Below are 24842 nucleotides of genomic sequence, written 5' to 3'. Positions count from 1 at the left end.
GATTTTGCCTCCGGCTTCCTTCAGATTCCACCTCACGATGGACACCCTTGCCTTTAGCTAACAGTTCCTACTGCCAAGCCTGTAGTGGACTTTCACCACCAAGTTATAGCCCATGCCGGGCGCACCATAAGAAAAACCCCAACAAAAAGTTGGAGTTTATCCTACATAGTCTAGTACTCGATCATTTTTCATAACCTGATCAATGGTTCCGCCGCCAAGACACTCTTCACCATTATAGAACACTACTGACTGACCAGGAGTCACCGCACGCACGGAACCATGGAATTCAACTTTAACCGTATTTTCATCCATTACATGCACAGTAACAGGATGGTCAGGCTGGCGATAGCGGAATTTGGCTGTACATTCAAAGTTTTTTGGCATATCACCCGAAGGAATCCAATTTACCTTGGTGGCGATGAGGGCATCTGAATAAAGCGCGTCGTTGTCAAAGCTCTGACCAACATACAGTGTATTCGTTTCAACATTTTTACCCACTACAAACCAAGGGTCTCCAGCGCCGCCAATTCCAAGCCCGTGGCGTTGGCCAATTGTATAATACATTAAGCCGTCATGTTTTCCTAGCTTTTTGCCGTCAAGTGTTCTCATATCGCCTGGTTGTGCAGGAAGATATTGACTTAAAAATTCTTTAAAATCTCTTTCTCCGATAAAACAAATACCGGTACTGTCCTTTTTATGAGCTGTCGCAAGGTCGGCCTCTTTCGCTTTTTCGCGAACCTCTTTTTTCTCTAATTCGCCGATGGGGAACATGACTCTTTGCAGCTGCTCCTGTGACAATTGGTTCAGGAAGTAAGTTTGGTCCTTATTATCATCGACCCCGCGGAGCAGTTTAACTTCCCCATTTTCATCACGGACGGTCCTTGCATAATGTCCGGTTGCGACATAATCAGCACCTAATTGGAAAGCGTGCTCTAAAAAGGCTTTAAACTTAATTTCCTTATTACACATCACATCAGGATTTGGAGTTCTTCCTGCTTTATATTCTTCAAGGAAATACGTAAATACTTTGTCCCAGTATTGCTTTTCGAAGTTAACAGCATAATAAGGTATTCCAATTTGGTTGCACACCCGAATCACGTCATTGTAATCTTCAGTGGCGGTACAAACACCGTTTTCATCAGTATCATCCCAGTTTTTCATGAAGATTCCCACCACATCGTACCCTTGTTCCTTAAGGAGAAGCGCGGTTACGGATGAATCTACTCCGCCAGACATCCCTACTACTACCCGGGTATTTTCACGAGCCTTTTCCATTCTGTTCACCTGCCTTAAACTGTATTTATATTGTAAAGTGTTATGAATTAGGTTCTGAGAAAACTTTTTTCATTTTTGCACAGGTCCTCTAAGAAGTCAAACGTTTTGCAACAGTTGAGACAATCTCTGCAGCATCAATAATATCTTCTTCTGTATTAAATAGCCCAAAGCTGAATCTGATCGAATTTCTGAGCCGTTCTGATCCTGAACCAAACATCGCTGTTAAAACGTGTGATGGCTCAATTGAACCTGCTGTACAAGCTGAACCGCTTGAAACAGACACTCCGCCTAAGTCTAAATTAACAAGAAATGCTTCGACATCGATGCCTGGAAAAGATAAATTTAGCACATGTGGCAGAGAATGATCGAGATCGCCATTCAATTCAAAGTTTACTTCCCGGTTTTTAAGCTCTGAAATCAACAAGTTTTTCAATTTTGTATAATAAGCCGCTTTTTGCTCCATTGTAGTTTGTGCCAGTTTGACAGCTTCTTCAAAACCGGCAATATTCGTAACATTTTCAGTTCCAGCTCTGCGTTTTCGTTCTTGTTCACCACCGTGAAATGCAGGAGCAAGCTTTATCCCTTCTTTTAAATAAAGAAAGCCTGTCCCTTTAGGACCATTAATTTTATGAGCAGAAACACTTAATGCATCAATTTTAAGCTTATGCACATCAATTGCAATTAATCCATAAGCTTGTACTGCATCTGTATGGAAAAAAGCAGAATGATCTGCTAAGATTTCTCCGATTTCTTCGATTGGCTGAATCGTTCCGACCTCATTGTTTCCAAACATGATTGAGACTAAGATGGTATCGTCGCGCAGGGCATTTTTGAGATCTTCTATCGAAATCATCCCCTTTTCATTCACAGGAAGGTAGGTTACCTCAAACCCTTCCTTTTCAAGCGAATGGCAGGTGTGCAAAACTGCATGATGTTCAATTGAAGAGGTAATAATATGTTTTCCCTTTTCTCGATAGGCATGGGCGATACCCTTAATGGCTAAGTTATCGCTTTCCGTTCCGCCGCTTGTAAAAATGATTTCATTGTACTTACAGCCGATGCTTTTTGCAATTGTGGTCCTTGCATCATCAACGATTTGCCGTGCCCTCCTTCCAAAAGCATGAATACTGGAAGGATTTCCATACACTTCTTGCATCACCTTTGTAATTTTTTCAATCACATCTGGATGAACAGGTGATGTAGCAGCATGGTCTAAATAGATATTTTTCACCTAAAAACCCTCATTTCATTCCTAAATATAGAACATATAGGAGTCTGCATCTCCATCTTCCGAATATTGTGCTAAATCTTCTAAAGTAGTCGAATCTAAGACTTCTCTAACCGCATCGCGAATTCTTATAAATAATTCACGCTTGGCTGGTTCTTCTTCTTCTATCCCTTCCACCGGGCTAATGGGTCCTTCTAATAATTGAATGATATCTCCAGCTGTAATCTGGCTAGGCTCATTTGCTAGTATATACCCTCCATAAGCACCTCTTACACTTTTCACCAAACCGCCATTTCGCAAAGGAGCAATTAATTGCTCTAAATAATGCTCCGACAAATCATGTGTTAGTGCAATCGATTTTAGGGAAATCGGACCTTCCCCATATTTTTTTGCCAGTTCAATCATGATGGTTAACCCATATCTTCCTTTAGTTGAAATTTTCATTAGCTGATCCCCCGTTTCATACTATGATCATTCATTTTGCTCATTTTTTTGCTCGTAAATAATAAAAGACGTTTTGTCAATCTTTCACTCAATGGAAAAAACCAGCCGGTAATCGGACCAATCATAAATGCAAATAAAAAAGTACCGATAAAAATAGGGCCGCCCAGCAGCCATCCTGTTACTAACACAAAAATTTCTAAAATACTTCTCACATGCTGAATTTTCCAGCCTGTTTTATCGCGAATCGCAAGCATCAGACTATCTCTTGGTCCAGCTCCTAACCCGGCAGAAATATAAAGACACATCCCAAAACTTACTGCAATAATCCCAGCCATTCCCATTACATACTGCCCCACTATATATGATGGAGTTTTTAAAAAGGGAAGCAAGAGATATAAATCAATAAATACTCCTACTAAGAGCATGTTTAAAAATGCACCTATTTTAGGCAAGCTTTTCGTTAAAAGCGAAGTAGAAGCTAGAATAACAATCCCTACAATTATAGACCAAGTCCCAATAGTTAATCCCAGCTGCAAGAACAATCCAACATGCAAAACATCCCAAGGTGTTGCACCTATGTCCGAAATAATCAGTAAGACAAAGCCAAACGCCATTATAAGAAGGCCAACCACAAAAATGGTGTATCTCTCTACTAGCTGCTCCGGTTTCTTTTTCAAGTTATTCTCTTCTTTCTTCAGTAAGGTAAAAGCTTATTAACTTTATTATTTTATCAAAATTACGAGTAAACTAGTAGGCTTTTGAATCGTACATTTGTTCCATTGTACAGTTTTTTGTGATAGATTGTTTAAGAAGACTTTTCGTCCTAGAGGTGAAAGAAATGAGCGTTCAGCCACTAGCTTATAGAATGCGGCCCAAAACGATTGAAGAAGTAATTGGTCAAGAGCACCTTGTTGGCAAAGGAAAAATGATTGATCGGATGGTCCGTGCTAAAAGATTATCCTCGATGATTTTATATGGTCCTCCAGGAGTAGGAAAAACATCGATTGCAAGTGCGATTGCCGGCAGTACAAATTATGCCTTTCGAATATTAAATGCAGTTACGCATCAGAAAAAAGATCTGCAAATTGTCGCAGAAGAAGCTAAAATGTCTGGTAAAGTCATTTTGCTGTTAGATGAAGTTCATCGTTTAGACAAAGCAAAACAGGACTTCCTTCTTCCTTATTTAGAAAACGGCATGATTACTCTCATAGGTGCCACTACCAGTAACCCTTACCATGCGATTAATCCAGCGATTCGCAGCCGCTGTCAAATCTTTGAATGTAAACCCCTTACTGCAAATGATATTTTAAAAGCCTTAAAACGCGCATTAGAAAATGAGGAAAAAGGGTTAGGAAAGCTACGATTAAAAGTGGAGGATGAAGCGTTGTCCCATTTAGCCTATGCGGCAAATGGGGATGCCCGCAGTGCCTTAAATGCACTCGAGCTTGCCGCTCTTTCTACTGAAGAATCAGACGACGGATTCATTTATATTACAACGGAAATTGCCGAAGAATGTATTCAGAAAAAAAGCTTTCAGCATGACAAGGATGGGGACGCCCATTATGATGTCTTATCTGCCTTTCAAAAATCGATTCGGGGCAGTGATGTCAACGCTGCCCTTCATTATTTGGCCAGACTGATAGAAGCTGAAGATTTGCCGAGTATATCTAGAAGAATGCTTGTGATCGCCTATGAAGATATCGGCCTTGCAAACCCGCAGGCAGGTCCAAGGGCTCTGGCAGCGGTACAGACTGCTGAAAAAATTGGATTCCCGGAAGCAAGAATTCCTCTAGCAGCTGCAGTGATTGAATTAGCGTTGTCTCCTAAATCTAATTCAGCGATAACCGCGATTGATGCGGCTCTGTCCGATATCCGCAACGGAAAAATCGGCGAAGTGCCCCTTCATTTGAAGGATGCTCATTACGAGGGGGCAAAAGCGCTTGGGCGGGGAGTTGATTATTTATATCCCCACAATTATGAAAAAGCTTGGGTACATCAGCAATACTTACCCGACCTGTTAAAGGATTCACGATACTATACTCCGAAGACAACCGGGAAGTTCGAGCAGGCGCTGGGGCAAGTGTATGAGAAAATAGAGAATAATAAAATGCAACATTCCAAAAGCCATGAAAAAAGAACTCCAAAATTTTAAAAATTGGAGTTCTTTTCATCTTTAACACGCTGAATCGGAATATCACTTAAAATTTGATTAATGGTGTATCCGGCCATAATTAATCCGACTACTGAAGGAACATACGCATTGGAAGAAGGCGGCATCTTTGCTTTTCGGATTGGCGCATCTTCTTTTCCGACATATTGTCTGACTTCTTCACGAATCACAATTGGTGATTCATCAGAAAATACAACCTTAACCCCCTTGCGAATTCCCTCTTTACGCAAACGGAGCCTGATGACTTTGGCAATCGGATCAGTATGGGTTTCGGAAATGTCAGCTACTTTAAATCGGGTTGGATCCGTTTTATTGGCAGCTCCCATACTTGAAATGATTGGGATATTTCGTTTTAAACATTCCTTCATCAAATGAATTTTATAAGAAATCGTGTCAGAGGCATCAATAACGTAATCTAATCCGTGTTCAAAAAACTTCTCATAGGTTTCCTCATTGTAAAACATTTTTAAAGTAATGACTTCACAATTTGGATTAATGTCTGCGATTCTTTTTTTCATGATATCCACTTTCGGCTGACCCACTGTTGATAAAAGAGCAGGCAGCTGACGATTGATATTGGTAATATCGACTGTATCTTTGTCTACTAGTACAAGGCGTCCAATATTCGTTCTCGCTAAAGCTTCTACCGAAAAGGAACCGACTCCTCCAACACCCAAAACAGCCACAGTCGTGCTTTCAAGCTTTTTTAAGCCTTCTTTTCCTATTGCTAATTCATTTCTTGAAAATTGGTGCAGCATGGTTCATCATCTCCATCTAAATTTACGCTTCTTTCACAATTCTGTATTATATTAAACAATCTCCACTTAGCATAGACATTTTATATTTAAGTTTGCTCATTTTATTTTTTAAAACAATAAAAATCAGGGAACCGTATTCCCTAATTAAAAATTGTGATTTTTATATAGGGAGCGGAACCAATGTCCGTAAAAAATGGGTTAGTGATTTGGATCAGACCTGAGCCGTATTTCTCACCTCGATGGGAAAACTCAAGTCAAGAAGCCTCTACACTCAACGCTCCTGCTTTTTTTTCAGGGAGACATCAACGTAGACTGCAAGATTAGGGTATAAAAAAAGCCTCCTATTCAAGGAGACTGGTGTTATGTATGTTAGGGACGAGTCCCAATCGTGCCGTCGCGTTAAGGCCTTCGTTTTGAACCCGCTCAAAGCAGGTGGGTGCCCTGTTTCAAGACTTTGTAAGTCCTCTTTCCAAGGAGGCGTTTACGCCGTCTGAAAACGTTCAGGCTCCCTATACAGAAGTGTTCGGTCAAAACAAGGAGTTACGACGTACACATCAGGACTCGTTAGTAGTTTGTATTGTAGCATACAGAACAAGTCATTTTCAAGGTAACCAAGCTGGAAAAAATCCTCAATTTTCTACTTTTTTACGGTAGTTGCTAAATGAAGTTCTTGTAATTGAGCTTCACTCACTTCACCTGGCGCATCGGTAAGCAGGTCACTTGCGCTTGCTGTTTTAGGAAATGCAATTGTATCCCTTAAATTTGAACGGCCAGCAAGCAGCATGACTAACCTGTCAAGTCCAAGGGCAATTCCGCCATGCGGTGGAGTTCCGTACTCAAATGCATCGAGAAGGAAGCCAAATTGTTCTCTTGCTTCCTCTTTGGAAAAGCCTAAGACTTCAAACATTTTTTCTTGAATGTCTCTTTCAAAAATACGAAGAGATCCTCCGCCTAGTTCGTATCCATTTAATACTAAATCATAGGCTTGTGCTCTGACTTTTTCCGGATTTGATGCTAACAGTGGCAAATCCTCTCTAACCGGCATCGTAAATGGATGATGGGCCGCATAGTATCTGCCTTCTTCCTCGTCATACTCCAGTAACGGCCAGTCTGTCACCCAAAGGAAGTTAAACGCATTCTCATCGATTAATTGCAGCTCTTTTCCAAGCTTTAATCGAAGGGCTCCAAGCGAATCAGCAACCACAGCTGGCTTATCGGCAACAAAGAGAATCAGGTCGCCCGTTTCAGCTTTAAATGCTTGTTTCAACTCTGCTTGCTTCGCTTCATCGAAAAATTTACTGATCGGACCTTTTAATTCTCCTTCTTCTACCTTGAGCCAAGCCAATCCTTTTGCTCCATAGCGTGAAACAAATTCAGTTAAACCATCAATGTCCTTTCTGGAGTATTTTTCAGCCTCACCCTTCACATTGATTCCTTTTACTTGGCCGCCGCTTGCTACAGTCGAAGCAAACACTTTAAAATCAGAGTCCTTCACAACCTCGGATACATTTACTAATTCTAATCCAAAACGGGTATCTGGCTTATCAGACCCATAGCGGTCCATTGCTTCAAAGTAGGTAATGCGCGGGAAGGAAGATTCAATCTCGATTCCTTTTACTGTCTTCATTAACTGCTTCATCATCGATTCCATTAAGGCAATAATATCTTCACTGCTTAAAAAGCTTGTTTCGATATCGACTTGGGTAAATTCAGGCTGTCTGTCTGCCCGTAAATCTTCATCTCTAAAACAGCGGGCAATTTGATAATACCTTTCAACACCGCCAACCATTAACAGCTGTTTGAAAAGCTGCGGTGATTGAGGCAGTGCATAAAACTCGCCGGGATGTACCCTGCTCGGAACTAAGTAGTCTCTTGCTCCTTCTGGTGTACTCTTTGTTAAAATCGGTGTCTCGACTTCCAGAAAACCATTCTCATCAAGAAAATGCCGGATTGTTTTGGTAACATTATGTCTGAGCTGCAAAGTTTCAAACATTTCCGGTCTTCTAATATCCAAATATCTATATTTTAACCGGACTTCTTCAGAAACTTCTGTATGATTGGATATTGAAAATGGCGGTGTTTTAGCTTCATTAATGATATTCACCTGTAATGCTTGAATCTCAATTTTACCTGTTTTTATTTGATTATTAATCGTGCCTTCTTCACGGGCCACCACTTTTCCGCGAATATCAAGAACATATTCACTTCTAACTTTTTCTGCTATTTCTAAAGCTTCTTTAGAAACATCAGGGTTGAACACCACTTGAACGATACCCGTTCTGTCACGCAAATCGATGAAGATCAGTCCGCCCAAGTCTCTGCGTTTTTGAACCCATCCTTTTAAAATAACTTCCTCACCTGTCATATGCTCGGTTACTTCTCCACAAAAATACGTTCTTCCAAACATGTCTGCTCCTCCTTAGCCTCACATAACCGATTTGATTTCATCTGGCAGCTTTTGCAATGGAACTTCTTTCTGCTCTCCAGATTCCATGTTTTTCAATACAGCGACACCTCTGTCAAGCTCATCATCCCCTACAATTACAACCTGTTTAGCTTGAAGACGATTCGCAGCCTTCATTTGAGCTTTCATCTTTCTGTCGAGGTAATCCATTTCAGCAGAGATACCGCTTAGTCTAATATCCTGCAAAACTTTGACTACTTTTTCCTTCGCTTTTTCACCTAATACAACAAAATAGCAATCTAAAGGTTTTGTAAATTCAATATCTAAACCTTCCGCTTCTATCGCTGCTAATAAACGCTCAATACTAAAGGCAAACCCAATTCCAGGTGTTTCTGGTCCTCCCAGGTCTTCAACTAAGCCATTGTATCGGCCCCCGCCACAAAGGGTTGTGATTGCTCCGAATCCCTCTGCATTACTCATAATCTCAAACGCCGTGTGATTATAGTAGTCTAAACCACGGACTAAATTTGGATCCACTTCAAACGGAATATCCAATTCAGTCAGATAGTTTTGTACCATTTTAAAATAGTGACTGGAGTTCTCATTCAAGTAATCAAGAATCGAAGGCGCTGATTTCATTAAACTGTGATCCCGATCCTTTTTACAATCTAGAATTCTTAACGGATTATTCTCCAGGCGATTCTGACAATCTGAACAAAACTCGTGAATTCCATCTTTAAAGTGATTTACCAGTGCCTCGCGATAGGCGGTGCGGCTTTCAGGGTCACCAAGTGTATTAATCACAAGCTTAATATTTTTTAACCCTACTTTTTTGTAAATGTTCATTGCCAAGGAAATGACTTCCGCATCAATCGCAGGATCATCACTTCCCAGTGCTTCTACACCAAATTGAACAAACTGTCTGAACCTTCCTGCCTGTGGTCTTTCATAACGGAACATTGGCCCTAAATAATAAAGCTTCACAGGCTGATCTGGCCAACCGTGCATTTTATTGCTTACAAAAGAACGAACTACCGATGCTGTTCCTTCTGGTCTTAATGTAATACTTCTGTCTCCGCGATCCTTAAAGGTATACATCTCTTTTTGCACAATATCGGTTGAATCGCCTACCCCTCTTTGAAACAGCTCTGTATGTTCAAAAATCGGAGTCCTGATTTCTTTATATTGGTAGGTTGTACACATATCTTTTGCAATTTGTTCAACCCATTGCCATTTTTCACTTTCTCCAGGCAAAATGTCCTGAGTACCTCTTGGAATTTGAATACTGCTCATCTAAAGATCCTCCTCCTCTAGAATAATCATTTACAAGTATTCCATGTAAAAAACTCTAAAAAGCAGGCTTTTGATTCATGGGAAAGGTCAAATTTATTATTTTTTGCAAATAAAAAAGCCCTCATCCCAGAAGGGACGAGAGCAAACCCGTGGTGCCACCCTATTTAAAAACATGCAACATGTTTTATCTCCAATCGTTAACGCCTGCATACGTTCACCGCCTACTTACCACTCGGTGTTCGGAGGGAAACCTAAAGAGTGTCTTTCATTAAGGCACTATGTAAAAATGCTTGCAGCCACGGCATTTTCTCTCTGAACACGTACTCCTTAATTACTTTTCTCTTTCATCGGTTCAAATATTAGATTATGTTACATAATCATAAGAATATCCATCTTTGTTGTCAAGAATTAATCTTTGTTTTTTAGCGAATTTGTTTTTTAAGCTTTCTCACACTGCCTACAGATATACCTAATTCCCCCGCTAATTCAACGTCGGTAAGGGTTGCTTCCTTGGCAAGGAAATCATGAAGCTCTACTCCAAATACGTCCTGTTTATTGCGATGCGCCATATTTTTTTTATCATCCATTCTCATATGAAAAACCCCTCATTTCTGCTGTTGCTTTTCTTAGTCTTTCCTAAAATCCAAGAAAACATATCTTCGACCTTACGCTGACTTCAATTTTTCATCTTAGAAAAAAGGATTTTTATCCCTTCTAACGAAATTAAGTAAAGGGGTTCGCTTTTTTTAAAATTGGAAACTCACCCTATTTTTTTCTGAAAGGGGTTCATCATGTTTAAGAAAGGAATCACCATTCTATTCACATTTTTATTTATCATTCCAATTATTTTTCCAACATTACCCGCTTACTCAAATGAAGAAGAAATAACAGTCAGCGTCGATCAGTTAAATGTTCGTGGAGGTCCAGGACTTACATACGACATAATTGGTGCCGTTAAACGCGGAGAGCATTATAAGGTGATAGATCGTGAAAATGATTGGGTTAAAATCTCAATTGACGGAAGTAAAGACGGCTGGGTCGCAAGCTGGTACATGTCGGAACAAAAACCTGAAGTATCTGCAGCTTCTCAAGCCATTGTAACTGTTGATGGACTTCGCGTTCGAAAAGGACCTGGACTCCACTTTGGGGTATTGGGATTCGTTAACCAGGATCAGTATGTAAATGTTCTCGATTCTGTTGAAGATTGGGTCCATATTTCAGCTAAAAACTCAAATGGTTGGGTCTCAAAAGAGTATTTACAGTTTATTGACTCATCCGAATCTGAAACTGACAATCAAGCCAATCAAATAAAAAAAGGAAAAGTCACAGTCAACCGCTTGAATGTCCGGAATGAGCCTTCATTATCCAGCTCCGTTATTGGAAAATTAAATGAGGGAGAAGAAGTTCAAATCCAGCAAGTCCAATCGGACTGGATCAAAATTCAATACAATGGAACAAAGGCATGGGTTAGTGCTCAGTTTGTTTCTATAATGGATACAAATTCTGAAGAAAAAACTTCTGAAAACAGCGAAACTGAAAACGAGAAAGCAAATGATAAAAACGAAGAAGCCATCTCACCAAACAATGATGAGACGAGTCATGAGCAGCTGGCCATCGTTACGGCTTCCAGCTTACATGTTCGAGATAAAAGTTCATTAACCGGCCGAATCATTGACAGCATTTCAAAAGGGGACCAAGTAACCATCATAGAAGAAAAAAATAAGTGGAATAAGATTAAGTATAATGGAGACCAAACAGGCTGGGTCGCCGGCTGGTACCTAGAAAAGCTTGCTGGTCCTGTACCTGATTCAGAGGTTTCTGAAGAAGATAACGAAGTAGTGATCCTTTATAACGGAACTAATATAAGAGTCGGTCCGGATGCGACGTACCCAGTGATTCAGCGTGCGAAACAGGGGGAAACATTTAAAATCCTGGACAAGGCTGGAGATTGGTATGAAATTGAAATCTCCTCTAAAAAGGAAGCCTATGTAGCCGGATGGGTCGTTTCGACCAGCCGTACAGATTCCTCAATCGAAAAAGCAAATGAAAGTCAATATTTAGCGGGAAAAACAATTGTATTAGATGCTGGCCATGGAGGAATTGACCACGGCACTACCGGAGCAACCGGTACCAATGAAAAAGAAATCACGATTAGAACCAGTCAGCTATTAGCGCAAAAATTAAAAGCTGCAGGAGCTAATGTGATTGTGACTAGGAGCGACGATCGTCATCTATCATTACAATCAAGGGTGAGTCTTTCTCACTTTTATCATGCAGATGTCTTTATTAGTCTTCATTATGATAGCTATGATGATCCGAGTGTCAACGGGATTACATCTTATTACTATGATTCTTCCAATAAACAATTAGCCGAGATGATTCAGTCTGAACTTGTGAGCAAAACAAAGCTGAACAACCGCGGGGCACGCTACGGGGATTATTTTGTACTAAGGGAAAATAATCAGCCAGCCGTTCTGTTAGAGCTTGGTTACTTGAGCAATCCTATCGAGGAAGCCACCGTACAAACAAGCCCTTACCAAGAACAAGTAACTTCAGCGATCTACTACGGGCTAGCGAAATATTTTAAAAGCATTAGTTACTAGATACCACTTGCAGGTTAGCGAGACATGCTAAAGTGTTATACTTTCCTAAAGAGTATAAACAGACAAGGCAATTGCATTGGTGCAATTGCCTTGTTTAATTGCGCTATCCGCTATTTTATTTACTCTCCAAAATCAATGTCACAGGACCGTCATTGTGAATCTCTACGTCCATCATCGCCCCAAAAATACCTGTCTCTACGTTTACACCTAGCTCACGTAAACACGAATTAAAATAGTTGTAGACTTTTTCAGCGTAATCAGGCTTGGCTGCAGCCATAAAGTTTGGCCGTCTTCCTTTGCGGTAGTCCCCGTATAATGTAAATTGGGAAACGGATAAAATTTCACCGCCGACATCCTGGAGAGAAAGATTCATCTTCTCCTGTTCGTCCTCGAAGACTCGAAGATGGACAATTTTTTCTGCTAAGTATTTAGCATCGGATTCTGAATCTTCATGGGTAACTCCCACTAACAATACAAATCCGCGCGCGATTTTTCCAACTACGTTCCCTTCGACTTTGACAGATCCTTTCTTTACCCGCTGTAGCACCACTTTCATGATTCAAACTCCTTAACTCATCATTCTTCTGACTGCATAAATATCGGGCAGCTGTTTTATGCGATCCACAACTTTTTGAAGATGGCTCTTATTATGAATGGAGATCGACATATTAATGGTAGCCATTTTGTTTCGGTCCGATCTGCCCGTTACGGCTGTGATATTTGTCTTCGTTTCATTAACAGCCTGAAGCACTTCATTAAGCAAGCCTCTTCTGTCAAAGCCGCTAATTTCAATATCAACGTTGTACTCTTTTCGCTGGAATGTGCTGCCTTCCCATTCGACAGGAATAATCCTGGCTTTAGCATCCTCGGTTAACACGTTTGGACAATCTGTCCGGTGAACTGACACCCCACGTCCTTTTGTAATATATCCGATGATTTCATCGCCAGGGATTGGATTGCAGCATCTTGATAAACGAATCAGCAAATTATCGAGCCCTTTTACTTTAACACCTGAATCTCTCTTTTTATGAGGTTGAGCTTTCAAATCAGGCAATGTTTCGATAAAACTATTTTCCTGTTCCTGATCCCGTTTCTTTCTCCACTTTTCTGTTAACCGGTTAGCCACTTGCAGAGCCGTGATGCCATTATAACCAACCGCTGCAAACATGTCTTCCTCATTAGAGAAATTAAATTTCTCTGCCACCTTTTTCAAATTATCTGGAGTCATGATTTCCTTTACATCAAACTCCATATTTCGGATTTCTTTTTCAATCCATTCTCTGCCCTTTTCAACATTTTCTTCACGTCTCTGCTTTTTAAAAAATTGTCTGATTTTATTTTTTGCCTGCGAAGTTTGCGCAAGCTTAAGCCAATCCTGGCTCGGGCCATAAGAATGCTTAGATGTCATTATTTCAATAATATCGCCGGTTTTTAACTTATAATCGAGGGGAACCATTTTCCCGTTTATTTTCGCGCCAATTGTTTTATTTCCAATTTCGGAGTGAATCCGATATGCAAAATCGATTGGGACTGAACCAGCTGGCAGCTCTATTACATCGCCTTTAGGTGTAAAGACAAATACCATATCTGAGAACAGATCAATCTTTAATGATTCCATGAATTCTTCAGCATTATTGGTATTGTTTTGGAATTCAAGGATTTCTCTAAACCATGTTAATTTCTTTTCAAAACTCATGCCTTCGGAAACTTTTTTACCCTCTTTATAAGCCCAGTGAGCAGCAATCCCGAATTCTGCGATCCGATGCTGTTCAAAGGTACGGATCTGCACCTCTAACGGATCGCCCTTCGGACCAATGACCGTGGTATGAAGAGACTGATACATATTTGGCTTCGGCATGGCAATATAGTCTTTAAATCTGCCAGGCATTGGTTTCCATGCAGTATGAATAATACCTAAAACAGCGTAACAATCCTTTATGCTTTGGACGATTATACGAACCGCGAGTAAATCATATATTTCATTAAATTGTTTATTTTGCAGCGCCATTTTGCGGTAAATCGAATAAATATGCTTAGGTCTCCCTGTAATTTCGGCTTTAATGTTCACTTCATTTAGCCGTTCCTTCACTTCTTCGATTACTTCATCTAAATACTCTTCGCGCTCAGCCCGTTTTCGCTTCATCAGATTGACAATCCGATAATATTGCTGCGGATTTAAGAAGCGGAGTGCTGTATCTTCAAGCTCCCATTTAATTTTGGATATCCCAAGTCTATGAGCTAGAGGTGCAAAAATTTCTAACGTTTCATTTGCAATCCGTCTTTGTTTCTCTAAAGGCAAATGCTTAAGAGTCCGCATATTATGAAGCCGATCTGCTAGTTTAATAAGAATCACGCGGATATCCTGTGCCATGGCAACAAACATTTTTCGATGATTTTCTGCCTGCTGTTCTTCATGAGACTTATACTTGATTTTCCCGAGCTTTGTCACTCCATCAACCAACATGGCAACTTCTTCATTAAAAACTACCTTTAATTCTTCTAAAGATACTTGAGTATCCTCCACCACATCATGAAGAAACCCTGCCGCTACAGTAGAAGGGTCCATTTCCAAGTCTGCCAGTATTCCCGCTACTTGAATGGGATGAATGATATAAGGCTCACCTGATTTGCGATACTGATCTTTATGAGCCTCTCGGGCAAACTCATAAGCTTTTTGCACAAGTGCAACATGTTCTTCATTCAAATATTTTTTTGTTCTATCTATAACCTGTTCGGCGGTTAAAACCTGATCGTTTGCCATGAAATCACCTTACGTTCCAATTAGGAGTTGACATAATTATAGAGAAAACGAGAAAAGTTGTATAGTCCTGACTCCTGAGCAGCACATGATTTCCCGTTATTTATGGTCTTCTGTATATAAATGTTCAATAGATCTTTCTATTATGAACGTATGAAAAGAAGCACTTCAATGTGAAGTGCTTACTCGTATTTCATTAACGTTAAAATGTCATAGCCTTCGAGCTTGCTTCTTCCTTCCAGGTATGCAAGTTCTATTAAAAACGCAATGCCTGCTACGACCCCTCCCAGTTTTTCAACTAGCTGAATCGTTGCGTCAATCGTTCCGCCTGTTGCTAAAAGGTCGTCTGTGATCAGCACTCTCTGGCCTGGTTTGATTGCGTCTTTATGAATGGTTAAGCTATCCTTTCCATACTCTAATCCATATTCAACTTTTACTGTTTCTCTAGGAAGTTTTCCTTCTTTTCTAACGGGTGCAAAACCCACACCTAGGGCATATGCAACCGGACAGCCAATAATGAACCCTCTCGCTTCTGGACCAACTACTAAATCAATGTTTTTCGCACGGGCATACTCTACAATTTGATCTGTTGCATATTTGTAAGCTTCGCCATTGTCCATTAATGTAGTAATATCTTTAAACCTAATGCCTGGTTTTGGCCAGTCTTCAACAATTGTAATATATTGCTTTAAGTCCATTTTATTTAACTTCCTCCCTAGCTTTCTCATGCCTATATATAAACTTCTCAAATGTTGCTTTCAATTGTGAATAGGATGAGTATAAAAGCTCTTTTTCCAATTCTACTCTCTCTACTTTCATCTTGTAAGTAGGAGAGTCCGTTAAATCACGTTTTTGCTTGGTCGGATTGATATAAACCACACCATTCTCTATTGTAACAAATTCTAACTCAAAAAACACCTTTGAGATAAATTCTATGGTATCGTGAGTCCACCCTTTTCGTTTGGCTAATGCACTTCCATGCTTTTTCAGGTTAAATGAATTATATTTCAATAGATAAGCGTAAAACCATTTAAAATGTTCACGGGTGGGAACCGTCTGAAAGTAATCCTCGCTGCTTGTAAAATAAGCATATACCCTCGCAGGAATATGATTTTGAAAAACTTGAGTTAACTGTTCCAAACTTGTCGGAAGATCCCATAAAATCACATAATCCTCTGCCGTAACCGATGCATTATGAAAGGGGGTGAGACTCTCTTTGAATTTGTTATTTAATGGAGATAATGCCGTCTGATTAAAAAAGATAATCTTTCGTTTTTCACTTGGTAAAGAGTCTATTTTTTCTAGAACACCTTGTATTCCTCGCCAGTCAAAGAGCTGCCACTCCTTGACACAAACATCTTGCATCATCAGCTGCGGTTTTTTTCGGTTATTCCATTCATTGATAGATAGTTCCCCAACCACGTCAATCGGGGAAAGCGGAGCAATTTCATCAGCAACCGCTCCCAGGCCAAACCCGATCACATCCAAGGATGACTGATCCCCAACCGTCATTTTTACATGGGATTTATCTGCTCCGATTTTTCTGATATCCAAAGCTGTTGTATTTTCGATCAGAACTCGCGGTTTCGGGTTTTGCACACCAAAAGGAGCAAGCATTTTCATCTCTTCAATCGCTTCAATATCAATATCGTCTAAAGTTAGCCTCGCATCCACCTTTAAAATAGGGATTAGATCATCTTTATTTAACTTTGCTATGGCCAGTTTATTCATTCTTTCCCTAAATAGATTCAAATCATCTTCTAACAGTGACATTCCCGCTGCCATCGGATGGCCGCCATAATGCTGAAGAACATCCTTCACTTCAGTTAAATTTTCATATAAATCAAACCCGTGAATACTTCGGGCAGATCCTTTGGCCGTTCCCTCAAACTCGTCGATGCTAAAGACAAAGGTCGGCCTGTAGTATTCCTGGACAAGCTTAGAAGCGACAATGCCAATCACTCCTGAATTCCAGTTCTTGCTTCCGACAACAATCACTCGGTCCTTGTCCAAATCATGAGTCTGTTCAACTTGTTTAATCGCATCTTTTACGGTTTCTTGTACGATTTTTTGTCTTTCTTTATTTAAAGCCTCTATTTCCTGTGCATTTGCTAATGCCTCGGACTCATCCTTAGTCAAAAGCAGTAATACAGCAGTAGCGGCATGTGTCAGTCGGCCAGGTGCATTTAATCTTGGCCCGAGAGTAAACCCTATCGTCTCTTCATCAATCGACGATGCGTCAACTTTTGCACAGGAAAGGAGAGCAAGCAGACCATGACGTGTGGTTTGTCTTAATTTTTTTAAACCCTCGATTACAATCAATCTGTTTTCATCCTGTAGCGGGACTAAATCGGCAACTGTTCCAATACAAACAAGCTCTAATAAGTGGTCAGGCAATGTGCCATAAAGGGCATGCGCTACCTTCCAGGCCACTCCAACACCTGCTAGAGATGGAAATGGATAATCTCCCCCTACTTTTGGATGGATGATTGCGTATGCATTTGGAAGCGTCTCTCCCGGTTCATGGTGATCCGTTATAATAACGTCTAGTTCTAATTCATTAGCAAATTCAATGACTTCTATTGCAGAAATCCCCGTATCAACCGTGACAATGAGCTCTATTCCTTCTTCTTTTGCCTGATAAAACGCTTCTTTATTAGGACCATACCCTTCTGTAAACCGGTCGGGAATATAAAATTGAACATTGGCCCCTAAATCTTGAAGAACGGTCATCATGACCGAAGTGCTTGTTACACCATCTGCATCATAATCACCAAACACTAATATAGGTTCTTGTTCTTCTATGGCTTTTTTAATTCTTGTCACAGCTTTATTCATATCTCTCATTAAGAAAGGATCATGAAACTGCAAATAATCTGTATGTATAAATTGTTTCGCCTTTTCGACGTTGTCTAAGCCTCTGGTTGCCAGCAGCTTCGCCAATAATGGAGAAACCTCTAGCTCGATTGATAATTGCTGAATGTTTTCTGAATCTGCTTCTGAAATCATCCATCTATTTTTTGAATTAAGCATACGTACACCCCTTTAACCTAACTAATTATACAGGAGTGTTTGAACCCCTTCAATGTAATAAAAAATAAAAAGCAGCTGGTTTTGCGCTGCTTTAGTCTTCCGGATTATAAGGGTTAACGTGTACAAAAACATCCTGAACATGCTCTGTTTCCATCAGCTTTTCTTTCACCTTTTTACCGACAAGATGTCCATCCTCAACTGTCATATTTGGATCAACTGCAATTTTAATATCGACAATCACATAATGGCCATGCTCTCTGGCATGAAATTCGTTAATTTTTTTAACTTCTTCAATCGACTCAACGGCTTCCCTCATTTCGAGAGTATCTTCTTCATGCAGTACGTGATCTAACGTATTATGGATTGATTCTGCACCAAGCGTCCATGCCATTTTTAAAATGAGTACCGCGACAATCATACCGGCAACAGGGTCCGCATAAACCAGCCATTTAATATCTAAATATCCGCCAATAATGGAGGCGCCAATTCCGACTAACGTTGCTATAGAAGCATATACATCTGACCGGTCATCATAAGCGTTGACAATTAATGCATCACTTTTCAGTTTTTTTCCCAATCTGAATTTATATTGAAACATCGCTTCTTTAATGAGAATCGATATAACAATAACATATATAGCCAGCATAGAGGGGGGACCGATTGGATCAAAAAATGCGTCAAACGATGATTTTCCTATTTCAAAGCCGACAATCACTAATAGGACGGCTACGATAATGGCAGCAATTGATTCAGCCTTCCCGTGCCCGTAAGGATGATCTTCGTCTGGAGGCTGTTTAGCTGCACGCAAGCCCACCCAAACTGCAATTGAACCTGCCACATCAGAGGCTGAGTGAACCCCGTCAGCAATTAAAGCGCGGCTGCCTGAGATGACTCCAGCGATATACTTGCCGATCGCTAGAACAATATTACCGATTATGCCCACCCACACAGCAATTTCCGCTTGCCTAAATCTATCATTTTTCTCCACTGTAGAGCTCCTTCCATACTTTCTACCTCTATATTGTTTCCGCATCTTTCAGAAAAAATCTAAAGAAAACTTGGCTAGCGCCAAGCCTTTAGGCGATTGCCTAGTTGCACTTATACTTTATTGCTAAAAATTTTAACTACGTCGAAATTACTTCTTTTGTAAAAATTTTATCTTTAAAGTAGAAGCAAAAAGCCAGGACCCCCTTAGATATTTATAAAGGGACAACCTGGCCTTTTAGCCAAATCTTTGAATTAAACTTGCGGTTCGTCTGAAATCCGTTTTTTCTGTTTCTCTGTAATTAATGTTCCTTTTTTCTTGAGCTCTTGAGCCTTCCAAATCATCCAAAGCTGTGCCGCAATAAACAGTGAAGAGTACGTTCCGGCAATCAATCCGATTAATAACGCAAATGAGAAATTCTGAATCGGCTCTGCTCCAAGGACATAAAGCGCAACCACTGTGATGACAACAGTTAAAACTGTATTAATCGATCTGGTTAAAGTCTGTCTGATACTTTGATTAACGATTTCTTTGATTTCATCATAAGTTTTGATCCGTTTTTTCATGATCATATTTTCGCGGATCCGGTCAAACGTAACGATTGTATCATTAATCGAATAACCGATAATGGTTAATAAAGCTGCTATAAAAGTGAGATCGACTTCTAGCTGTAAAATACTAAAGACTGCGATGATAAAGAAAGCATCATGTAAAAGGGCGATAACCGAAGCGATTCCCATTTTTGCTTCAAACCGAAATGCCACATAAATAATAATCCCAATTGCGGCAATGGCAGTGGCATAGAGTGCATTTTTAGCAAGCTCTTGTCCGACTGTCGGAGATACAGTGCTTACACTTGGTTCACTACCAAAAGTTTCAGTCAAGTGAGTCTTGATTACATCGATTTCTTCCTTTGACATAACACCTTTATATTGCACTATGGCCATTTCGTTTTCTTCACCAGCTAGTACAATATCCTCTGAAGGCATGTCAATTTCAGCCAGTTCGCCTGAAACTTCCTCAGTTGTTAAGGTGTCGTCAGCAATAATTTGGACACGTGTTCCGCTTGAAAAATCAATCCCCAGATTTAAACGGAAAATAAGTAGACATACCAATCCGGCAGTAATTAAGACACCTGAGGCAATAAAAAACTTATTGCGGTGTTTTACAAAATCCAATTTATCAAATCTAGTCGGTAAATCGTATGGGCTATAGCCCTCAGCAATATTTTTAATATCTGCTTTTCTGACCCCGAACCAGCCAGGGCGTTTATTTAAAGCTTTACTATTAACCCATAAGCCAAGCAATAATCTCGTGCCATATATAGCTGTAATGAAGCTGACCAATATACTTACAATTAAAGTGGTAGCAAACCCTTTGACAGAACTTGTCCCGAAAATAAAGAGGACTGCACCAGCTAATAGCGTCGTAATATTCGCGTCCATGATTGTCAGTAAAGATGTCTTATTTCCTTCCTGGAAGGCTGCTTTTATCGAACGGCCAACTTTAATTTCCTCTTTAATTCTTTCATACGTTATAATGTTGGCATCCACTGCCATACCAACCCCTAAAATCAGGGCAGCAATTCCAGGCAATGTCAAAACTGCGTTCATCCAGTCAAATACTAATAGTACTATGAACAAATAGACAGTTAAGGTAATAACAGCGATCAGCCCCGGAAACCGATAATAGGCAAGCATGAAAATAAAAATGAGACCTATACCTATGATTCCAGCATAAATTGTTTTTTGAAGTGCCTGCTCACCAAACTGAGCTCCCACGGAAGTGGAATATTCTTCGTCCAGCTTGACAGGCAAGCTTCCTGAATTTAAAAGAGATGCAAGGGTTTGCGCTTCCTCAACAGAGAAGTTACCCCCAGAAATCATAACATCAGTTGTATTTAAAACTTCCTCTACATAAGGTGCCGAAATAAATTTTCGTTCTTCCTCTGGCTTCAGTAATTCTTTCTCGTAAGAATCTCCTTCTTGGTAATCCAGCCAAATAACAATTGTACGAGAACCATCTTCAATAACTTTTCTTGTTGCCTCCCCAAATAGAGATGGGTCTTTTAATTCAAGTGTAACGATAGGTTCATTTGTGTTCGGGTCAAAGGATTGCTTGGCTCCCCCTTCTACTAAGGCTGTTCCATCGAGTAATAGATTATCGTTTATATCTCTAAAGCTAATATTAGCTTCTGTCGCTAATAATTCCCTTGCTGTTGCCTGATCTTCAATACCAGCCAGCTGTACACGAATCCGATTTCCTTCCTCAATTTCAATAGAAGGCTCATTAACTCCCAATGAGTCAATTCGTTCACTGAGTGTTTGAGCTGTACTGGTGACCATTTCGGATGTGACTTCCTTGCCATCCTCGAGCGGATTCACTTGATATAAAACCTCAAATCCGCCTTGCAGGTCTAAACCAAGTCTAATATTTCCAAGAATATCTTTCGTTGTGATCCCCATTGCACTTGCTAATAAAACGACAATGAGAAAAAACGCAACGATTCTACTGCGTTTAACCATTATGTAAATCCTCCTTAATTACGTTGCCTGTCCAACTAACTTCTCCTTGGATATTTAAACACTTATTCAGGTCTAAAAGCGAGCAGTTCTTTTAGTTCTTCCTCATCTATTTTTGCAAAAAGATTTGGGGATTTAAAAGCCTCAATCGTTTGATAACTCATAAATTCCTGCGGCTTTACCTGTAAAATATCACGTACCAGACGGTGAATGTGGATATCACCGCTTAGCTTTTTCCACTTTTTAGCCAGCAAAAAGGTCCAGAGCTGATCTTCTGTAACCTTTGCATACCCGAGTAATGAAAGTTCAGTGAGTTTGCTTTCTAAAGCGGGTATTAATTCTTGGCGATAAGACTCCCACGCTTTTGTCGTATCCAAGGCACTCTCTCCTTTTAAACTTGTCATGCTTTGTCCACATGTAAGCATATATATCATTGTATATGAAGCAAACGATTTTGAGAAGGCAGGGAGAAACCAATATGTCCAAATTTATAAAAGGGACGATTATATTAATCTTAGCAGGATTTATTACGAGAATTCTTGGTTTTATAAATCGGGTTGTGATTGCAAGAGTCATCGGCGAAGAGGGTGTCGGCCTTTATATGATGGCTTTTCCTACCTTTATTTTAGTTATTACATTAACACAGCTGGGGTTACCCGTCGCGATTTCGAAAAATATAGCTGAAGCTGAAGCAAAAGGGGATCGAAAAAAAGTAAAAAAAATATTAGTCGTTTCATTAGCAACCACTTTATCCCTTTCGCTCGTATTTACACCTGCCCTTTTACTGTTTGCACCCGTTATTTCTGAGCTGTTTTTTACGGATCCAAGGACGATCTACCCGCTAATCGCAATCGCTCCTGTTATCCCGATTATTGCCGTATCATCAGTAATTCGCGGTTACTTTCAGGGAAGACAAAATATGAAGCCAGCCGCGATATCGCAGGTCATTGAACAATTTGTACGTATCCTTTTAATTGCGTTTATGACCAAAGCATTCTTGCCATATGGGGTTGAATATGCAGCTGCTGCAGCGATGGTTGCTTCGATTATGGGTGAGCTTGCCTCCCTCCTATATTTGATGACGATGTTTAAATTAAAGAAACACTTCCGGGTGCGAAATAAATTTTTTCAAAGCATCCGCTCGAGTGCCAATGTTTTTAATGAATTAATGAGAGTGGCTTTACCAACATTGGGCAGCCGCATTATCGGTTCCGTCTCGTGGTTTCTGGAACCAATCGTTGTAGCCAACAGTCTAGCATTAGCAGGGGTTGCGACACAGTTAGCGACCAAACAATACGGGGCACTAACTGGTTTTGCCCTCCCATTGTTATTTCTGCCATCTTTTATTACCTATGCCCTCTCAACATCACTTGTACCCGCTATCAGTGAAGCCAATACATTAAATGATCGAAGACTAGTTGAAAGCCGTTTAAATCAAACATTAAGATTCTCTTATGTGACAGGAGGACTATCCGTTGTGATACTCTTTGTTCTCGCGGACCCGCTAATGACAGCGATGTATGGTTCTACAAATGGTTCTGCTTTTATCAAGGTGATGGCTCCCTTTTTTATTTTTTATTATGTACAAGGTCCGCTGGCAGCCGTGCTGCAGGCTTTAGATTTGGCTAAAGCCGCGATGTATAATAGTTTTTTTGGAAATGTCGCTAAGCTATTAACCATTCTATTATTGGCCTCGAAACCGCAGTTCGGAATAATGGGGGCTGCGCTCGGAATGGTCGTAGGAACTGTTCTGGTTACATTTTTACATTACTTTACCGTTTTAAAATCAATCCAGTTTTCAATCAATATCCGGGAAATATGTAAAGTACTTATTACCATGTTTGCTACAGGCTGGATAGGTACGATTGTTCTCCCATATTTCGATTCGCAAACGATTGTCATTCAGCTTATTATTACAGCTTTCATCATGACAGTTCTTTACCTTTTCGTCTCTGGATTAATAGGATTGATTAAAAAAGAAGAAGCCGGAAGAATCCCTTATATAGGCGGTATTCTTTCGAGATTTGTGATTATTCCGAAATACAGATAGAAAAAAATCAAGGGTCAGACCAATTTGTTAGCTGGAGTCTGACCCTTGTTTAGCAGTTGTTATCTCATCTTTTTCATCTATGAAGAATTCACCGTTTTGATAGCTGCAGAAGGAAATTTTATCTATATCGGTATATCCTTTTCCGCGCAGCTTTCCAAGCAACCATTTTTTCGATTGGCCGATTATCTGTAAATTATCTTCTTGAATGAATCCATCAATAATTAATGGCAGAGTAAAATCCTCTTTCTCGAGATTTTCATCCTTTGTAAATATAGATAACTTGCCTGATGGTTCTAAAATGGCAAAATCAACGTCTGATATATTTCGAATATCTTTTTCACGCAGCTGTAATAGCAAATCATCGAAATTATACCGATGCTTTCTCATGGCCCCTTCATCAATTTTACCTTTATTGATAATGATAGCCGGCTTTCCCTCTACAATTTGGCGAAACCGAACACTTTTTAATGATATAAAGGCTAGGAAAACTTGAACAGCTAACAAAACAATCATCGGCAATAATTGTAAAATAATGGAGGTCTTTGTATCCTCTATCGCTAGAACGGCTAGCTCGGCAATCATGACAAATACAACAAGATCTATAATGCTTAATTCTCCGATTTCTCTCTTACCCATTAGCCGAAAAATCACAGTAATCGTTAAGTAAATAAGGAGTGTTCGCACAATAACCACAATATATTCTTCCAAGGCCATGTCCCCTCCTATTGTGTCCTATCCTATTGTGTAACAACGATGCAAAATTATGAGTGTTGAAAAATTCCAACTGGCGGAAGGATACAACGGATATCCTATGGCTTTGCTGCAGTCAGATAAATTTTCTTGGACAAAGGGATTCTATTTAGCTGTGCACCTGAATATGCTTGTACTAAAAGATTTGAGGGGAGTGAGAACCATCGAAACAAAAAAATTAAGCCGTGCCATTTTTTATGGTGTATTAACAATATTTATTTTTGCAGCTTTAACAAGTTTAATCTTTTCCCTATTATTAAGATTCACCTCTCTGCAGGAACATTCGATTCAATATGTGATCACAGGGATTACCTTTTTAGCGATGTTTTTGGGTGGTTTTATATCTGGAGGAAAAGGAAAGGAAAGAGGCTGGCTAGTAGGCGGATTAACAGGTGTCTTTTTTACTCTAATTATCCTTTTATTCCAATACTTAGGGTATGACTCGATGTTTACACTTAAAGAACTTGTGTATCATGCATGCTTCATCATTACTGCTATGATGGGCGGAATCTTAGGCGTGAACATAACATCCAGCAGAGCATCCTAGATAAAAAAACTGGCGGATTTCG

19 protein-coding genes, 1 other RNA gene, 1 pseudogene and 1 other annotated feature are annotated in these 24842 nt (G+C 40.0%); of the genes and pseudogenes, 4 read left to right on the top strand and 17 right to left on the bottom strand.

Annotation, left to right across the window (positions count from 1 at the left end):
• Window positions 1–156 precede the first annotated feature (156 nt).
• The 4 genes from mnmA to MLE14_RS06315 all read right to left on the bottom strand — a co-directional run bounded on the left by mnmA (window position 157) and on the right by MLE14_RS06315 (window position 3624).
• Window positions 157–1275, bottom strand: coding sequence for a tRNA 2-thiouridine(34) synthase MnmA (gene mnmA, locus MLE14_RS06330; protein ID WP_243297505.1), 1119 nt, complete (start codon window positions 1273–1275; stop codon window positions 157–159).
• A gap of 88 nt (window positions 1276–1363) precedes the next feature.
• On the bottom strand, window positions 1364–2506 hold the full coding sequence (locus tag MLE14_RS06325) for a cysteine desulfurase family protein (RefSeq protein WP_243297504.1): 1143 nt from the start codon (window positions 2504–2506) through the stop codon (window positions 1364–1366).
• 21 nt (window positions 2507–2527) lie between these two features.
• Window positions 2528–2947 carry a cysteine metabolism transcriptional regulator CymR gene (cymR, locus tag MLE14_RS06320; protein ID WP_243297503.1) on the bottom strand — a complete coding sequence of 140 codons (420 nt, stop codon included), beginning with the start codon at window positions 2945–2947 and terminating at the stop codon, window positions 2528–2530.
• A complete protein-coding gene (locus MLE14_RS06315; protein WP_243297502.1) occupies window positions 2947–3624 on the bottom strand; it encodes a YczE/YyaS/YitT family protein in 678 nt (225 codons plus the stop codon). Before MLE14_RS06315 ends, cymR begins: the two co-directional genes overlap by 1 nt.
• Before the next feature lie 161 nt (window positions 3625–3785).
• Here MLE14_RS06315 and MLE14_RS06310 point away from each other — a divergent pair, with 161 nt between their 5' ends.
• On the top strand, window positions 3786–5099 hold the full coding sequence (locus MLE14_RS06310) for a replication-associated recombination protein A (protein ID WP_243297501.1): 1314 nt from the start codon (window positions 3786–3788) through the stop codon (window positions 5097–5099).
• Here MLE14_RS06310 and MLE14_RS06305 read toward each other — a convergent pair.
• From MLE14_RS06305 to MLE14_RS06285, 5 genes and pseudogenes are all read right to left on the bottom strand, one after another.
• On the bottom strand, window positions 5096–5875 hold the full coding sequence (locus MLE14_RS06305) for a tRNA threonylcarbamoyladenosine dehydratase (protein ID WP_243297500.1): 780 nt from the start codon (window positions 5873–5875) through the stop codon (window positions 5096–5098). The two genes, MLE14_RS06310 and MLE14_RS06305, sit on opposite strands and share 4 nt — an antisense overlap.
• Window positions 5876–6250: 375 nt before the next feature.
• A non-coding RNA gene (gene ssrS / locus MLE14_RS06300) (6S RNA) lies at window positions 6251–6439 on the bottom strand.
• Between the two features lie 65 nt (window positions 6440–6504).
• Window positions 6505–8282, bottom strand: a pseudogene (aspS, locus tag MLE14_RS06295) (aspartate--tRNA ligase).
• 18 nt (window positions 8283–8300) lie between these two features.
• Window positions 8301–9572, bottom strand: coding sequence for a histidine--tRNA ligase (hisS, locus tag MLE14_RS06290; protein ID WP_243297498.1), 1272 nt, complete (start codon window positions 9570–9572; stop codon window positions 8301–8303).
• 128 nt (window positions 9573–9700) lie between these two features.
• Window positions 9701–9929 (bottom strand) — a binding site (T-box leader).
• Window positions 9930–9994: 65 nt separating this feature from the next.
• On the bottom strand, window positions 9995–10165 hold the full coding sequence (locus tag MLE14_RS06285) for a hypothetical protein (protein WP_243297497.1): 171 nt from the start codon (window positions 10163–10165) through the stop codon (window positions 9995–9997).
• Between the two features lie 198 nt (window positions 10166–10363).
• Here MLE14_RS06285 and MLE14_RS06280 point away from each other — a divergent pair, with 198 nt between their 5' ends.
• Entirely contained in the window at window positions 10364–12175 is a 1812-nt protein-coding gene (locus MLE14_RS06280; RefSeq protein WP_243297496.1) for an SH3 domain-containing protein, read from the top strand.
• A 115-nt stretch (window positions 12176–12290) separates the two neighbouring features.
• Here MLE14_RS06280 and dtd read toward each other — a convergent pair whose 3' ends face one another.
• From dtd to MLE14_RS06245, 7 genes are all read right to left on the bottom strand, one after another.
• Complete coding sequence (dtd, locus tag MLE14_RS06275; protein WP_243297495.1) at window positions 12291–12731, bottom strand: D-aminoacyl-tRNA deacylase; 441 nt, start codon at window positions 12729–12731, stop codon at window positions 12291–12293.
• Between the two features lie 12 nt (window positions 12732–12743).
• Complete coding sequence (locus tag MLE14_RS06270; RefSeq protein WP_243297494.1) at window positions 12744–14936, bottom strand: RelA/SpoT family protein; 2193 nt, start codon at window positions 14934–14936, stop codon at window positions 12744–12746.
• Window positions 14937–15115: 179 nt separating this feature from the next.
• The gene (locus MLE14_RS06265) at window positions 15116–15631 is read right to left on the bottom strand and encodes an adenine phosphoribosyltransferase (protein ID WP_243297493.1); all 516 of its coding nucleotides are present in this window, start codon (window positions 15629–15631) and stop codon (window positions 15116–15118) included.
• A 1-nt stretch (window position 15632) separates the two neighbouring features.
• The gene (gene recJ, locus MLE14_RS06260) at window positions 15633–17966 is read right to left on the bottom strand and encodes a single-stranded-DNA-specific exonuclease RecJ (RefSeq protein ID WP_243297492.1); all 2334 of its coding nucleotides are present in this window, start codon (window positions 17964–17966) and stop codon (window positions 15633–15635) included.
• A gap of 91 nt (window positions 17967–18057) precedes the next feature.
• A complete protein-coding gene (locus MLE14_RS06255; protein WP_243297491.1) occupies window positions 18058–18954 on the bottom strand; it encodes a cation diffusion facilitator family transporter in 897 nt (298 codons plus the stop codon).
• Between the two features lie 251 nt (window positions 18955–19205).
• Window positions 19206–21476, bottom strand: a complete 2271-nt coding sequence (gene secDF / locus MLE14_RS06250) for a protein translocase subunit SecDF (RefSeq protein WP_243297490.1) — start codon at window positions 21474–21476, stop codon at window positions 19206–19208.
• 62 nt (window positions 21477–21538) lie between these two features.
• Window positions 21539–21850 (bottom strand): post-transcriptional regulator, encoded by a 312-nt coding sequence (locus MLE14_RS06245; protein ID WP_243297488.1) that lies wholly within the window; start codon window positions 21848–21850, stop codon window positions 21539–21541.
• A 101-nt stretch (window positions 21851–21951) separates the two neighbouring features.
• Here MLE14_RS06245 and spoVB point away from each other — a divergent pair, with 101 nt between their 5' ends.
• Entirely contained in the window at window positions 21952–23523 is a 1572-nt protein-coding gene (gene spoVB / locus MLE14_RS06240) for a stage V sporulation protein B (RefSeq protein WP_243297486.1), read from the top strand.
• A gap of 27 nt (window positions 23524–23550) precedes the next feature.
• Here spoVB and MLE14_RS06235 read toward each other — a convergent pair whose 3' ends face one another.
• Window positions 23551–24231, bottom strand: a complete 681-nt coding sequence (locus MLE14_RS06235) for a DUF421 domain-containing protein (protein ID WP_243297485.1) — start codon at window positions 24229–24231, stop codon at window positions 23551–23553.
• 55 nt (window positions 24232–24286) lie between these two features.
• Here MLE14_RS06235 and MLE14_RS06230 point away from each other — a divergent pair, with 55 nt between their 5' ends.
• Window positions 24287–24820: a TIGR04086 family membrane protein gene (locus MLE14_RS06230; RefSeq protein ID WP_313897623.1), complete on the top strand. Its 534-nt coding sequence runs from the start codon at window positions 24287–24289 to the stop codon at window positions 24818–24820.
• The last annotated feature ends 22 nt before the right edge of the window (window positions 24821–24842 follow it).

The sequence above is a fragment of the Bacillus litorisediminis genome (assembly GCF_022808645.1).
Taxonomy (GTDB): domain Bacteria; phylum Bacillota; class Bacilli; order Bacillales; family JC228; genus Bacillus_BF; species Bacillus_BF litorisediminis.
Note: the sequence above shows the minus strand (reverse complement) of the source record. Positions and strands in the feature narration are given on the sequence as shown.

Coding starts and splice junctions, on each gene's coding strand:
- cymR (WP_243297503.1), bottom strand. CDS start 2,947: ATGAAAATTTCAACTAAAGGAAGATATGGGTTAACCATCATGATTGAA.
- MLE14_RS06310 (WP_243297501.1), top strand. CDS start 3,786: ATGAGCGTTCAGCCACTAGCTTATAGAATGCGGCCCAAAACGATTGAA.
- MLE14_RS06270 (WP_243297494.1), bottom strand. CDS start 14,936: ATGGCAAACGATCAGGTTTTAACCGCCGAACAGGTTATAGATAGAACA.
- MLE14_RS06280 (WP_243297496.1), top strand. CDS start 10,364: ATGTTTAAGAAAGGAATCACCATTCTATTCACATTTTTATTTATCATT.
- MLE14_RS06305 (WP_243297500.1), bottom strand. CDS start 5,875: ATGCTGCACCAATTTTCAAGAAATGAATTAGCAATAGGAAAAGAAGGC.
- recJ (WP_243297492.1), bottom strand. CDS start 17,966: ATGCTTAATTCAAAAAATAGATGGATGATTTCAGAAGCAGATTCAGAA.
- hisS (WP_243297498.1), bottom strand. CDS start 9,572: ATGAGCAGTATTCAAATTCCAAGAGGTACTCAGGACATTTTGCCTGGA.
- MLE14_RS06230 (WP_313897623.1), top strand. CDS start 24,287: ATGAGTGTTGAAAAATTCCAACTGGCGGAAGGATACAACGGATATCCT.
- MLE14_RS06265 (WP_243297493.1), bottom strand. CDS start 15,631: ATGGACTTAAAGCAATATATTACAATTGTTGAAGACTGGCCAAAACCA.
- secDF (WP_243297490.1), bottom strand. CDS start 21,476: ATGGTTAAACGCAGTAGAATCGTTGCGTTTTTTCTCATTGTCGTTTTA.
- mnmA (WP_243297505.1), bottom strand. CDS start 1,275: ATGGAAAAGGCTCGTGAAAATACCCGGGTAGTAGTAGGGATGTCTGGC.
- dtd (WP_243297495.1), bottom strand. CDS start 12,731: ATGAAAGTGGTGCTACAGCGGGTAAAGAAAGGATCTGTCAAAGTCGAA.
- spoVB (WP_243297486.1), top strand. CDS start 21,952: ATGTCCAAATTTATAAAAGGGACGATTATATTAATCTTAGCAGGATTT.
- MLE14_RS06285 (WP_243297497.1), bottom strand. CDS start 10,165: ATGAGAATGGATGATAAAAAAAATATGGCGCATCGCAATAAACAGGAC.